We start from the raw sequence: 14455 nt of genomic DNA on the forward strand, positions 1-14455 counted from the left end.
ATGCAAATATAGGCGCACACTTCTTTCCGGCCAAACAATTTTTATAATCTTACTTTTGCGCTTTGAAATTATTGTGAAGACAGGTTTTGTAAACATATTCGGCCGGCCCAACGCGGGCAAAAGCACCTTGCTCAACGCACTGATGGGCGAGAAGCTGGCCATTGTATCGCCAAAGGTGCAAACAACGCGGCACCGCATTAAGGGTATCCTTACGGAAAAAGATTACCAGATCATTTTCTCCGACACGCCCGGAATCATCGAGCCCAAATACAAACTGCACGAAAGAATGATGCAGGCTGTAAAAGGATCGCTTGAAGACGCCGACCTTGCCCTGCTGCTGGTAGACGTGAACGACAACTGGGAAGAGTGCGATGCTATCTTTTCCAAGCTGCGGCTGAAAGTGCCTTCTTTATTATTGATTAATAAAGTGGACACCGTAATGCCCGACAAGGTGCAGGAAGCAAAAGCCTTTTTCCTGGATAAAAAATATGCGGGTGCCATCTTTACGCTTTCTGCCATCAATGGCGGTCAGGTAAAACAGGTGATCCGTGAAGTTGCCAACCGCCTGCCCGAAGGCGAGCCTTTCTTTGCCGAAGATGAGATCACCGATTTGTCGGAACGCTTCTTTGTGGGTGAAATCATCCGTGAAAAAATTTACGAGTTGTTTGAGGAGGAGATTCCTTACCAGACAACGGTAATTGTACACGAGTTCAAACACAAAAGCAGTTTGATCAAGATCGGCGCCAACATCATTGTGCAGCGCGAAACGCAAAAGTCCATCATCATTGGTGAAGGCGGCAAAATGATCCGGCAAATTGGTACCAATGCCCGAAAAGACATCGAGAAATTTTTGCAGAGCAAGGTCTTTCTGGAGCTCTTTGTAAAAGTGCGGCCCAAGTGGCGCGAGAATGATTTGTTTTTGAAGGAGTATGGGTATTAAACCCGCAGCCACACCCCCTGTCCCCCTGAAGGGGGAACTTAGGTCAGAAATGCCTAAGCAAGGATAGGTGCACCAGGACATAGGGTTAAAGAAATTATTAGCGTTTTGTTTTTTTAAATATCCAACACCGGGGTTTGAACCATTCCATGTTCAATCGGGTGTCTGGACCTAAGTTCCCCCTTCAGGGGGGCAGGGGGTTATCATTATGAGTTATACAGTAGCAATTGTGGGCCGCCCCAACGTGGGCAAGAGTACGTTCTTCAACCGTTTGCTGGAGCAGCGTAAGGCCATTGTGGAAGATACGCCGGGTGTTACCCGCGACCGTCAGTATGGTATTGCCGAATGGGCCGGCAAGCAGTTCAACGTGATTGATACGGGTGGTTTTGTGCCCGATAGCAAGGATGTTTTTGAAAGGGAAATCCGCAAGCAGGTGCAGATAGCGATTGATGAGGCAAGCGCCATCATCTTCGTGGTAGACGTTACTACCGGTATTACCAGCCTGGACGACGCTATGGCTGAAATGTTGCGCCGTGCTACCAAGCCGGTGTTCCTTATGGTCAATAAAGTGGACAACAGCGCCCGGTCACTGGAAGCCGCCGAGTTCTACGGACTGGGCTTCGATGAGGTGTTCTATGTTTCTTCAATGAGTGGTAGCGGCACCGGTGAAATATTGGATGCCATCACCAACCTGATTCCTGAAGACAACGAGGAAGACCAAAACAGTGATATCCCCAAGATCTGTATCATTGGTCAGCCCAACGTAGGTAAATCGTCGCTGCTGAATGCGCTGGTAGGTGTGGAGCGTACTATTGTTAGTGATATTGCAGGCACTACCCGCGATACCATTCATACCCGCTACAACCTGTTTCAAAAAGATTTTATCCTGATCGATACCGCCGGTTTGCGCCGCAAGGCCAAGGTGGAAGAAGACCTGGAATTTTACTCTGTAATCCGTGCCATCAAGGCGTTGGATGAATCGGATGTTTGTATGCTGGTAATCGATGCAGAAAAAGGCATCACCGCACAGGACCTCAGCATCTATAGCCTTGCTGCCCGTAAGGGTAAGGGTATTGTGGTGTTGGTAAATAAGTGGGACCTCGTGGAGAAAGAAACCAATACGGCCCGCGACTACGAAAAAGAACTGAAGCGTAAGTTGGCGCCCTTTAATGATGTGCCCATTCTCTTTATCTCGGTGAAAGAAAAGATCCGCATCATGAAGGCCATTGAAATGGCTCTAGAAGTATATGAAAACCGCCAGCGCAAGGTGCCCACATCGCAGCTCAACGAAGTAATTCTGAAAGCTATTGAAAGTTACCACCCACCGGTGGTGCGTGGCCATGCCGTACGTATCAAGTATATTACCCAACTGCCCACTGCGGTGCCGTCGTTTGCATTCTTTGCCAACTTCCCCGATGATATCAAAACTCCGTACCGCAACTACCTGGAAAACCAGCTGCGGGAAAAGTTCAACTTTTCGGGTGTGCCTGTCCGTATCTACTTCCGTAAAAAGTAGTATGTAGTACGATGAAAATTTTTGTAGTACGCTCTTGTTTTTACAAGCTTAGCAGTTACCTTTGCCGCCATTAATCACTATTCATTCAAACTAGTACAATGAAAAAGTTCCTGGCTATCGCCGCTATCGCTGGTACCCTCGTTGCTTGTGGCAACAACGCTGAAAACACAACTGCTGCTGATTCTACTGCTACTACTGTAGATACTGCTGCTGTAACTGTTGACACTACTACTGCTGTAGATACTGCTGCTGCTACTGTAGATACCGCTGCTGCTGTATCTGTTGATTCTGCTGCTGCTGCACATTAATCTTCAAGATATTTACTTCTTGCAAGAAGGTCCCCCTGCTTAACCGCAGGGGGATTTTTTGTTTCAGGAATGGGCATTAAAAAACGGGCAGTTGCCCGTTGCTATAGTGATAAATTGATAAATCTAAGGGTATTAAAGGCCATGGCATTTTACCAGAAATACCATAGCCTTTAATATTTGTACTATAAAAAGCGGCTAACCATGTCAGTTACCCTTGCGGTAAATGCTTCCAGCTCTTCGCGCTGTTGTTGAATAAATGCATTATCCTCCAGGCTTCCTACCACTTCTTCCATTTGCTGTTCATTGTCGTATACCATCTGTTTAAAAGCATTCTGGTAATCCTTTGCCCGGGACTGGTAAATTTTTTCCGTCATCCAGGTGCGGGTAGCAATAGCTTCATTTACCACCTGTGCAAATAGGGTGGTGAAGTTATCCAGGGAAATTTTGCTTGTTTGCTTGAGCGCTTGCCATGCATGTGCCAGCTTCAGCCATGCATACTGCTCGCCCTGTTGGCTGTAGAACCCATGAAGTTCTTCCCAGGAGGATGTTTTACCGCTCCTGATGTCTGCCAGCATTTGCTGCATATGTGCAGTGGGCACCAGCTGTCCACCAATATTTTGCCATGCAGCTATGCCTTGTTCCTGCTCCAGTTCGGTAAGTACTGTTTCAAGTGTCTTTCCTTGCTTTTGCTGCATGTAGCTGCACAACTGGTTTACAAAATGGTACCCGATCAGCTCGCGAAACATACGACTTGCAGTATGTGCCTTCAGCAGTTCTACAGGGCGTTTTGAATTTTCAAAAGGCGCAGTACTCAGTAAAATTTTATTGAACTCTGGCTGCTCCAACAGTGCAGCGCCAATTGCAAGCACATCATCATCAGTCATTCCTTCCCTGATGGCCCCTTTTGCCTGTGCTGCCAGTCTTTGCATGGTGTTCAGGGCTTCCAGCATTTCATTGATGGTGTCGGGTGCAAGGAAGTCGTATTCAATATGCTGCACCTTATCTTTCCGCCGGTCGCGGTCTACATATTTGGCCGAGTTGCGAGCCAGCGCATACATATTATATTGAAACCAATAACCCGGCATGATCACCAGTCGGTTGTTGGCAGTATCATTGCTCACCAGCGAAAAAGGCAGCGTTATATTTAGTTCGGCGGGATAGTCGCCCTTAGCCAGAATGGTAAAGGAAGCAAACTTCGAATTGTGTTTCAGGCTTACACAAAGGCCTGGCCAAAAGCCGCGGCCTGCAATCAGTTCGCCATCTGCTGCGCGGCTGTTGTGGTTGGAGCCAATGGTAGCACCTGCAGCCATATTGCTTTGTCCCATCACCAGTGCGGCACAAAGGAATGAGTTGTTGTGGTGTTGTTCGTGGGCAGGATAGATCAGCGAGTTCAACACTTCGCAACAGGAGATCGTTGCATTATTACCCAGGTAGGAATTGATCAGGCGGGCACCATACTTCAACTGGCTATGTGAGGCCATCACAAAACGTACGGCCTTTACGCCGTAAAACACCCGGCAACCAACACTGATGATGCCATTAACGATTTCACAGCCTTCACCAATCTGGGTCTTGGCATGTGGCACCGAATCAATGGTAAGGTTCTTCAGCTTATTGGCGCCTTTGATATAAGCATCGCTGCCAATCCACACATCCTTGATGATGCTGGTATTCTTAATCACTGTACGGTCGCCGATCTTGCCATAATAGCCCTGCTTTTTATCAAAACGCTTTTCGGTAAACTCCTGGAATCTTTGCAGCAGTTCTTTATCCTCGCGGAACTGCGACCACAGGTAAGCGTCGCCCGGGAGCATACCGGTGAAAGGCATGATTTTGCGGCCTGCATTTTCGTTGCGTACCTCGAGCCATACCCGGATACCTTCCTGTTCGCCCTCTTTCACAATGCCATTACCAAACTTAGCATAGGAGGTCGCATGCAGTTCATCCACGTTTACTATCATCACCTCGTTACCAATGATGTAATGGGAGAGGTATTTTACATTATTGACCACCACATTGTCGCCAAAGTCGGAGGAAATAATGGTGCTGTTGTACAAGCCCACCGGCAGGGCAACATTATTATACTCCAGGTAAACCGGCTCTAGTTTGCCAATACGTACCAGCCCGAAAAAGGTACAGTTTTTAACCAGTTCGGGATTGAAGTCATCGGACACACAGATCTTGTTCCAATCATCTGAAGTGTTGTTGTTGCGCACCAGCTTTTCTATTTCCGAAGCCGTAAGGTTGCGGTACTGTATGCCACTGCGGTTTTGCAGGTTGCGCAAGTGATATTCATCTTTCCCTTCTGGCAGCTGTGCTTCAGGAATAAAGCCATAGCCAAGGGATTTCAGTGGTCTTTTAATGATGGCATTCATGGTAGTGGGTTGTTAGCCTGGTTGAGTAAGATATTGGTTATAAAAAGAAGTGACAAAGATCAAGGAGCATTTGCCTTTGCAAATATCAACCTTAACCTTTGCCACCTTTCCAGATCGAATTTATTCTACGGTTACCGACTTGGCCAGGTTGCGGGGTTTATCCACATCAAGGCCGCGGGCAACGCCAATGTAATAAGCCAGCAATTGCATCGGGATCACACTCAGCATGGGCGCAATTACTTCGTCTGCTTCGGGTACAATGATCACATCATTGCTCAAAGAAATGCTTTGCTCATCGCCTTCATTGATCACAGAGATCACCATGCCTTTTCGGGCTTTGATTTCCTGCATATTGGAAATCACTTTTTCATGGTAGGAGTCGCGGGTGGCGATAAATACAACAGGCAAAGTTTCGTCAACCAATGCAATAGGACCGTGCTTCATTTCTGCGGCAGGGTAACCTTCGGCATGGATGTAAGAAATTTCTTTAAGCTTGAGTGCGCCTTCCAGTGCAACGGGGAAGTTGAAGCCGCGACCGAGGTACAGGAAGTCTTCGGCATCTTTATATTTCTCCGCAAGGGCTTTGATGCCATCAACAGATTTGAGCAGTTTGCTTACTTTCTCAGGTACCGCTTCCAGTTCTTTCAGCAGGGTCTGGTAGCGCTGCTCTGTGATGGTGCCTTTCTTTTTGGCAACTGCCAAAGCCATCATGGTGAGTACCGCCAATTGGGCAGTAAATGCTTTTGTAGAAGCCACACCAATCTCCGGGCCGGCGTGTGTATAAGCACCTGCATGCGAAGCACGGCTGATGCTGGAACCCACTACGTTTACCACACCAAAAATGATGGCACCCTGGTTCTTGGCGTTTTCAATGGCCACCAGGGTATCGGCAGTTTCACCGCTTTGCGAAATGGCAATGATCACATCACCCTTGTTGATGACAGGGTTGCGGTAGCGGAACTCAGAAGCATATTCCACTTCCACGTTGATGCGGCAGAGTTCTTCAAAAATATATTCTGCAACAAGGCCGGCGTGCCAGCTGGTACCACAAGCCACCATTACAATGCGGTTGGTATTGACCAATTCGTCGGCATATTTTTCTATACCGCTCATGGTGATGGTGCCGGCAGTGGCATCGAGGCGGCCCCGCAAACAGTCGAAAATAGTTTGGGGCTGCTCAAAAATTTCCTTCAGCATGAAGTGGTCGTAACCGCCTTTTTCAATAGCGGCCAGTTCCATATCCAGCTTGGTGATAAAAGGCGTTTGGCGCTCGTTGCCCAGGTTTTTCAAAATGAGTTCATCGGGGCGGATGATCGCAACTTCATAATCGTTTACATACACCACTTCCTTGGTGTACTCGATGATGGGCGATGCATCGGAGGCAAGGAAGTGCTCGTTTTTACCCACACCAATTACCAGGGGGCTGCCTTTGCGGGCCGCAATAAGGGTATCGGGGTTTTCCTGGTCGAGCAGCACAATCACATATGCACCTACTACGCGTTTCAGCGCAATTCGTACTGCTTCTTCGGGTTGACAATCGTTGTTCTTTTGGATATCGTCGATGAAGTTGAGGAGTACTTCGGTGTCGGTATCGCTGTGAAACACGTAGCCTTTGCTAAGGAGTTCCTGCTTCAGCTGTGCATAGTTTTCAATGATACCATTATGGATCATGGCAAATCGGCCGCTGGCAGAACGGTGGGGGTGTGCGTTGCGGTCGCTGGGTTCGCCGTGGGTAGCCCAACGGGTGTGGCCAATGCCGATATTTGAATGCAGGTCTTTACCCTGGAGTTCTTCTTCCAGGTTGGCAACCTTTCCTTTCTTCTTATAAACTTTCAATCCATCGTTTAACAGTGCAATACCTGCACTGTCGTAACCACGGTATTCTAATCTTTTCAGTCCTTTTAAAATAATAGGGTAGGCTTCCCGCTGGCCAATATAGGCTACGATTCCACACATAAGTGTTCGTTAGGTTGATTTAATGAACCGCGAAATTCAGGAATGATGCGCAGATAAAAAAACGTACTATGATGTTATAAGAGTTTTCCGCTAAGCGTTAGGAAGGCGACCGAGAAATAAATGATCAGCCCGGTAACGTCTACAAGGGTGGCAACAAAGGGAGCGGAACTCACGGCAGGATCGGCGCCGAGGCGTTTGAGGATCATGGGCAGCATACTGCCGCAAAGAGTGCCCCACAGCACTACGCCTACCAGGGCAACACCAACTGTGATGCCGATGGCTGCCCAGTGATCGCCATATACCTGGGGTGATATGGTGTGCCAGATGAAAATGCGGAAGAAACCAATCAGGCCAAGCACTGTACCCAGCAGGATGCCGGAGATGATCTCGCGGCGCATCACGCGCCACCAGTCGCTCAAGCTGATTTCGCCCATGGCCATGGCCTGGATGATCAGCGTTGAGGCTTGCGAGCCACTGTTGCCACCGCTGGAGATAATGAGGGGAACAAAAAGGGCCAGCACCACGGCTTTGGCGATCTCGTCTTCGAAATATGCCATTGCAGTGGCGGTAAGCATTTCCCCTAAGAACAGCACGATGAGCCAGATCACCCTTTTTTGCAGCAGGCGGAATAGCGGCATTTCCAGGTAGGGCTGGTTGAGGGCCTCGGTACCACCAATTTTTTGAATGTCTTCGCTGAACTCCTCGTTGGCTACCCACAACACGTCATCGATGGTAACAATGCCCAACAACTTATTACTGTTGCTCACCACCGGCAGGGCCATGCGGTTGTTCATTTTAAAGGCTTCGTTGGCCACTTCCTGGTCCTCGTAAGCATTCAGGGCAATCACCCGTTCATCCATCAGGTCGCTTACCTTGGTGTGCGGGTCGTTGAGGATAAACTCGCGGATACGGATATCATCGAGCAGCTCGCCTTTTTCGTTAATTACATAAATGACGTCAATGGTTTCGCTGTTCTTGCCCACGCGGCGGATCACGTTAAGTACTTCGGCTACGGTATTGTGTTCGTATACATACACATAATCGGGGGTCATGAGACGGCCCAGGCTGTTCTCAGGATATCCCAAAAGCGAGAGCGTAACTTTGCGTTCTTCGGGTTCCAGCAGTTTGATCAGTTCGCGCACCACGCTGCTGGGCAGTTCTTCCAGGAAAGAGGTGCGGTCATCGGCAGGCAACTCATTGAGCAGTTCGGCGGTTTTGGCGGCAGGCAGGGTTTGGATGATCCTTTTTTGGGTGCCAAAATCAAGGATGCGAAACACACCCGATGCCCGGTGTATGGACATATTGGCAATGATGCTGCTTTCGTACTCGGGATACTCGTACACCAACTCGGCAACGTCCGATATGTTCTGGTCGTCCAGGAACTGGCGGATTTCCAACATATCATTGTTTTCCAGTAACTCCTCAAACTGCTGTTTCAGATCCTCGAGTTGTTGTTCCAAAGCCATGGCGCGAAATTACCGATAGAACGGGTTTATATTGCAAAGCTGACGGGTAAATGCTGTCAGAATGGAAACAAAAGGAAATACCTGATCCCGAACATGGCTGTTGACTATTATTTATCTGATTTGATTGGACTGGGACCTACCCCCAACATGGGTCGTGGCGTTTTTGCCCTTGCCGACCTGCCTGCAGGGCTGCTGCTGGAAACTTCTCCTGTAATTGTAATGACCAAGGCCCACCAGGAGCTGATCGACCAAACGCCCCTGCATGATTATATCTTTTTATGGGGACCCGACGAAACGAGGTGTGCCATGGCCCTTGGGTATGTTTCCCTGTACAACCACGCACCCCAAAGCAATTGCGATTACCTGATGGATTTTGAACAACAAACAATTTCCATCATTACCGTAAAAGACATCAAAGAAGGGGAGGAGTTGTTTATTAATTATAATGGGGATAGTGATGATGACCGGCCGGTGTGGTTCCCCCTGTCCCCCTAAAGGGGAGACTTAGGCCGGAGTGACTGATCGTATTAGAAGAAGCCTTTCAAACTAAGTTTTGATGGGAACACGGATTGAACGGATGGGAACAGATATCCGTTCAATCCGTTTAATCTGTGTTCCTATCCCGGGTTAAAAAATAAAAACTACTGTGTTTTTTAAAACAACAGCGCCCCTCTGCTTGGGAGGGGCGCTGTTGCAAAAGGGTATGTTTGACCTAAGTTCCCCCTTTAGGGGGACAGGGGGTGAGAACAGGGTGTATTACTTAATCATCCCCTTGATCTCATTCAGCTTCAGCAAAGCCTCCACAGGTGTGAGCCTGTTAATGTCCACATTGTTCAATGCATTGCGGATTTCATCGAAGGTTTGGCTATGCGTATCGAAGATGTTGAGTTGCATCCGTTGACCGGAAAGTGCCTGCAGGTTCTGCCGGTTGTCGTTGGACTCGTGTTTTTGTTCCAGTTGAGTCAGCACTTCGTTGGCCCTGTTAATGAGCTCGGGAGGCATTCCAGCCATTCGCGCTACATGGATACCAAAGCTGTGGGTGCTGCCGCCTTCCGCAAGCTTGCGGAGGAAAATGATCTTACCGCCGATCTCCTTATTGGTGACATGGAAATTACGCACCCTTGCCAGCTTGTTTTCCAGCTCGTTCAATTCGTGGTAGTGCGTGGCAAAGAATGTCTTGGGCTGATGCGGCGAATGGTGCAGGTACTCCACGATGCTCCAGGCGATGGAAATACCATCGTAGGTAGAGGTGCCGCGGCCAATTTCATCCAGCAGGATCAGGCAGCGCGGGCTAATATTATTGATGATGGAAGCCGTTTCGTTCATCTCCACCATAAATGTCGACTCACCGGCATTAAGGTTGTCGGAGGCGCCCACCCGGGTAAAGATCTTGTCGGTTAGCGGGATATGAGCTGCCACCGCAGGTACAAAAGAACCCATATGCGCCATCAGGGTAATAATGGCGGTTTGGCGCAGCAGGGCCGACTTACCGCTCATGTTGGGACCGGTAAGAATGATGATCTGCTGGTCTTCTTTGTTGAATTTAAGATCGTTGGAAACATAGACGTCTCCCGGCGGCAGGGTGCGTTCAATTACCGGGTGGCGGCCTTCGCTGATGGTAAGGTCCTCGCCATTGTGTACCTCCGGTTTTTTATAGTTAAACTGCAGTGCATTCTGGGCAAAACAGCAGATACAATCCAGGGTAGCCACTACCTGTGCATTGGCCTGGATGCAGCTCAGGAAATCCTGTAATTCGTTTACCAGGCCTTCAAACAACTGCATTTCAATAGCCAGGATCTTCTCTTCGGCACCAGTGATCTTTTCCTCGTAATCTTTCAGTTCTGGTGTGATGTAACGTTCCGCGTTGGCTAGGGTTTGTTTGCGGATCCACTCGGGGGGCACTTTTGATTTGTGCGAGTTGGTTACTTCCAGGAAGTACCCAAATACATTGTTGAAACCTACCTTGAGCGATGAGATGCCGGTACGGTCGGCTTCCTGCTGCTGCATCTGCAACAGGTATTCTTTACCATTGGTGGCAATGGCCCGGAGCCCGTCGAGTTCGGTATGTACCCCATTCTGTATAAAACCACCTTTGGCTGCCACGGCTGGCGGATTTTCCATTACCTCGCTGATGATTTTACCGGCAATGGAAAGGCAGGGATTCAGCGCATCGGAGAGGCGCTGGAGGTAGGCATTGCTGCTTTGGGCACAGGCATGTTTGATGATATCTACCTGTTTCAGCGAACGTGCCAGTTGCAGCAGTTCGCGGGGATTGATCTTTTTCAGCGGAATCTTCGAAACCAGCCGTTCCATATCGCCGCATAGCTTCATAGCCTGCACCAGATGCTGGCGCAGTTCGGTTTGCAGGATCAGGTGTTCTACCAAATCGAGGCGTTCGTTGATGCGGCCCAGGTCTTTGAGCGGGAACACGATCCAGCGCTTGAGCATGCGGGCACCCATAGGCGTAGCGGTATTGTCCAGTACCGTCAGCAGCGAGTTGCCGCCATCGTAGCCGCCACCCAGCAGTTCCAGGTTGCGGATGGTAAAACGGTCCATCCACAGGTAGTCGGCCTGGTCAATGCGCTGCATGGAAGTGATGTGCTGCAGGTTGGGGTGCTCCGTTTCTTTTAGATAATGGAGCACGGCACCGGCTGCCACTTGTCCCAGCGATAAGCTTTCCACGCCAAAGCCTTTCAGCGAGTGGGTGTTGAATTGTTTGAGCAACAACTCGTGGGCATAGTGCTCTTGAAAGATCCACTCATCGAGGGTATAAGTATAGTATTTACCGGCAAAGGTTTCCTTGAAGCGCTTCTGGTATTGGCGCTGGAAAATGACTTCGGCAGGTTTAAAACCGGAAAGCAGCTTGTCGGCAGCTTCCTGGTCGCCTTCAGCAATCAGGAATTCACCGGTGGAAATATCGAGAAAGGCCATGCCGTAACGGTCTGTGCCGTTGTAGTGGAGGGCCGCCAGGAAGTTGTTGGTGCCATGATCCAACAGTTTGTCGTTGGTAGCGGTGCCGGGTGTTACCATTTCGGTAACGCCGCGCTTTACGATGCCTTTGGCGGCCTTTGGGTCTTCCAACTGGTCACAGATGGCCACCCGGTAGCCAGCCTTTACCAGTTTGTGTAAATAGGTATCCAGGGCATGGTAGGGAAAACCGGCCAGTTCATTATCTGCGGTGCCGTTGTTGCGCTTGGTGAGGGTAATGCCCAACACCTGCGAGGCAATAATGGCGTCGCCGCCGAAGGTTTCATAAAAGTCGCCAACACGAAACAAGAGCACGGCATCGGGATATTTCTGTTTGATGGCATTGTGCTGTTGCATCAGCGGGGTTTCCGCGGTTTTTCCTTTGCTCATAGTGTGGCGGCAAAAGTAGTTGGAAGTCCGGAAAGTCAGTAAAGTTGGAAGACGGGAAAGACGGGAATGACGGGAATGACGGGAATGACGGGAATGACGGGAATGACGGGAAAAGGTTTTGGTTACGCAAGTTAAGAAAGCATCTGCGACCTTCAGCCGCTTGTCATGCCGACGTAGGTCGGCATTCCCACACAATTTTGTTTTCGCACTTGTCTTTACTGACTTTCCCGTCTTTCCCGACTTCTAACTTTCTCTCCCGTCTTCATCCTACCTTCGCGCCCTATGCGCAAATTGTCGATGGATGAACTGAACCGCCTTTCGGTGGAAGCGTTCAGGGAAAGTGAAAAACTGCCCATTATTGCTGTTTTGGAAAATGTCAGGAGTGCTTACAACGTGGGTTCCTTTTTCCGTACTGCCGATGCTTTCCGCCTGGAAGGCATTTACCTGGTAGGGTATACTGCCTTCCCGCCCCATAAGGAAATAAAAAAGACCGCCCTAGGCGCCGAGGACACCGTACACTGGAAACATTTTAAAACCACCGCTGAAGCGTTAGAAGACTTACGGGGTTTGAGCTATGCGATTTTTGCCATCGAACAGGCCGAAGGCAGCCAGCAACTACAGCATTTTGAAGGGGGCGAAAAAGTGGCTGTTGTTTTTGGAAACGAAGTCACCGGCGTAGAGCAGGATACCATCAAGGCCTGCGATGGCTGTATTGAAATTCCGCAATTGGGTATGAAGCATTCCCTCAACGTAGCTACCGCTGGTGGCATCGTACTTTGGGAGCTGGTGCGGCACAAATTGCTGGCGCAATAACCCTTCCCCCTTTTACTTGTTATATCCTATTATGATCCGCAACTACTTATCCCTCGTAAAATTTTCCCATACCATCTTTGCATTGCCCTTTGCCTTCATTGGTTTTTTCCTGGGCATCTGGCTTTTGCAAAGCATACCCAACGTATTGATCACGTACCCCGATCTGCTGGATACTAACTGGGACAAAACCATCCTGTTCTTCCGCACCAACTGGCACCTGTTCCTCCTGGTGCTGGGGTGTATGGTCACCGCCCGCTCGGCTGCCATGGCTTTTAATCGCTACCTCGATCGCGATATTGATGCGTTGAACCCCCGTACTGCCATTCGGGAAATCCCCAAAGGCATCATCACGGCAAAGAATGCATTGGTTTTTACCATTGTTAATTGCCTGCTGTTTATTGGGTTTACCTGGTTTATCAATCCTATTTGTTTTTACCTCTCGCCGGTAGCCCTGGCGGTGGTGCTGGGATATAGTTATACAAAAAGGTTTACAGCACTGTGTCACCTGGTGCTTGGCCTGGGGCTTTCGCTTGCACCCATTGGTGCCTACCTGGCGGTGCAGGGGCATTTTCACTGGTTGCCCATATTGTTTTCCTTCGCGGTGCTTTTTTGGGTGAGTGGTTTTGATATCATTTATTCCCTGCAGGACGAGGAGTTTGATAAAAGCCAGCAGCTCAATTCCATTCCCAGCTGGCTGGGTAAAGAAAAAGCTCTACGGGTGTCGGAACTGCTGCACCTGCTGAGTGCCGGTTGTATTGTAGCTGCTGGTAAACTGGGCGGCTTTGGTTGGCTGTACTGGGTGGGCGTACTCGTATTTGGCGGCATGCTGGTGTACCAGCACTCCGTTGTGAAACCCAACGACCTGCGCCGCGTAAACCTGGCTTTTATGACCGCCAACGGCATTGCCAGCGTAGTTTTTGCCGTATTTGTCATCGCCGATATTTTAACCCGCTAAATTTTTTTCATGGGCCGAATACTAGCCATCGATTATGGCGGCAAACGCACCGGGCTGGCCGTTACCGACCCGCTGCGGATTATTGCCAGTGCGCTTACCACCCTGGAAACCCATAAGCTGATGGCCTTTCTGAAAGACTATTTTTCCAAAGAGCCGGTAGATGAGGTGATCATTGGGATGCCGCTCAACTGGGATGATACGGCCACGCATGCCACGCCACTGGTGAAGGGCTTTATCAAGGCATTCAAAAGGGATTTTCCCGCTATGAAGATCACCGAAGTCGATGAGCGCTATACCTCTAAAATGGCTTCTCAAGCCATGATACAAATGGGTATGAAGAAAAAGGATCGCCAGGTGAAAGGCAACGTGGACCAGATTGCTGCTACCATCATGTTGCAGGAGTATATGGAAAGGATTGGTTGATTGGAGGGGCTTTTGGCGAATGGGAGCGGTATGGGTTTGTAAAGTTGTTTTTGAATATAACCAGTAAACCATCTGTTTTATAAGCCCTTTTTCTTTCAGCAGCCAATGAAGCCCGTAGGGCTTGAATATAAATAGCCGCCGGTGCAACCGGCGGAAACAAATTCCACCAAGATATTTTCAATGACCAACCCCGTAGGGGTTGAACCTTCAATCAGTAGCAGGTTCAACCCCTACGGGGTTGGTTGCTGTAATTCACCCATGTAATCTTTACCGCCGGCGGCACCGGCGGCTATTCAGATTGAAGCCCTACGGGCTTCCTCAATCACCACCGATTTGCCTCAATTAGCTC

General features: G+C 49.3%; 11 protein-coding genes. 7 read left to right on the top strand and 4 right to left on the bottom strand.

Features of this window, described 5'->3' with window-relative positions:
• The first annotated feature begins 73 nt into the window (after positions 1-73).
• The 3 genes from era (at position 74) to BUE76_RS12300 (ending at position 2761) form a co-directional block, all read left to right on the top strand.
• Entirely contained in the window at positions 74-940 is an 867-nt protein-coding gene (gene era, locus BUE76_RS12290) for a GTPase Era (RefSeq protein ID WP_073040338.1), read from the top strand.
• 205 nt (positions 941-1145) lie between these two features.
• On the top strand, positions 1146-2453 hold the full coding sequence (gene der / locus BUE76_RS12295) for a ribosome biogenesis GTPase Der (RefSeq protein WP_073040006.1): 1308 nt from the start codon (positions 1146-1148) through the stop codon (positions 2451-2453).
• 98 nt (positions 2454-2551) lie between these two features.
• A complete protein-coding gene (locus BUE76_RS12300) occupies positions 2552-2761 on the top strand; it encodes a hypothetical protein (RefSeq protein WP_073040004.1) in 210 nt (69 codons plus the stop codon).
• 182 nt (positions 2762-2943) lie between these two features.
• On the opposite strand, the gene BUE76_RS12305 is transcribed toward BUE76_RS12300, so the two are convergent.
• From BUE76_RS12305 to mgtE, 3 genes are all read right to left on the bottom strand, one after another.
• Complete coding sequence (locus BUE76_RS12305; protein WP_073040002.1) at positions 2944-5136, bottom strand: DUF4954 family protein; 2193 nt, start codon at positions 5134-5136, stop codon at positions 2944-2946.
• A 120-nt stretch (positions 5137-5256) separates the two neighbouring features.
• Complete coding sequence (gene glmS, locus BUE76_RS12310; RefSeq protein ID WP_073040000.1) at positions 5257-7092, bottom strand: glutamine--fructose-6-phosphate transaminase (isomerizing); 1836 nt, start codon at positions 7090-7092, stop codon at positions 5257-5259.
• A 74-nt stretch (positions 7093-7166) separates the two neighbouring features.
• Entirely contained in the window at positions 7167-8558 is a 1392-nt protein-coding gene (mgtE, locus tag BUE76_RS12315; RefSeq protein WP_073039998.1) for a magnesium transporter, read from the bottom strand.
• Positions 8559-8651: 93 nt separating this feature from the next.
• Between mgtE and BUE76_RS12320 the strand changes: the two genes are divergently transcribed.
• Positions 8652-9053, top strand: coding sequence for an SET domain-containing protein (locus tag BUE76_RS12320; RefSeq protein ID WP_073039996.1), 402 nt, complete (start codon positions 8652-8654; stop codon positions 9051-9053).
• Positions 9054-9314: 261 nt separating this feature from the next.
• Here BUE76_RS12320 and mutS read toward each other — a convergent pair whose 3' ends face one another.
• A complete protein-coding gene (gene mutS, locus BUE76_RS12325) occupies positions 9315-11915 on the bottom strand; it encodes a DNA mismatch repair protein MutS (RefSeq protein WP_073039994.1) in 2601 nt (866 codons plus the stop codon).
• Between the two features lie 282 nt (positions 11916-12197).
• Between mutS and BUE76_RS12330 the strand changes: the two genes are divergently transcribed.
• The 3 genes from BUE76_RS12330 to ruvX are packed head-to-tail and all read left to right on the top strand — an operon-like array spanning position 12198 to position 14106.
• Positions 12198-12728, top strand: coding sequence for an RNA methyltransferase (locus BUE76_RS12330; protein ID WP_073039992.1), 531 nt, complete (start codon positions 12198-12200; stop codon positions 12726-12728).
• Between the two features lie 31 nt (positions 12729-12759).
• Complete coding sequence (locus BUE76_RS12335; RefSeq protein ID WP_073039990.1) at positions 12760-13683, top strand: UbiA-like polyprenyltransferase; 924 nt, start codon at positions 12760-12762, stop codon at positions 13681-13683.
• A gap of 9 nt (positions 13684-13692) precedes the next feature.
• Positions 13693-14106, top strand: a complete 414-nt coding sequence (ruvX, locus tag BUE76_RS12340) for a Holliday junction resolvase RuvX (protein ID WP_073039988.1) — start codon at positions 13693-13695, stop codon at positions 14104-14106.
• Positions 14107-14455: the final 349 nt, after the last annotated feature.

The organism is Cnuella takakiae, assembly GCF_001953305.1.
Lineage (GTDB): Bacteria > Bacteroidota > Bacteroidia > Chitinophagales > Chitinophagaceae > Flavisolibacter > Flavisolibacter takakiae.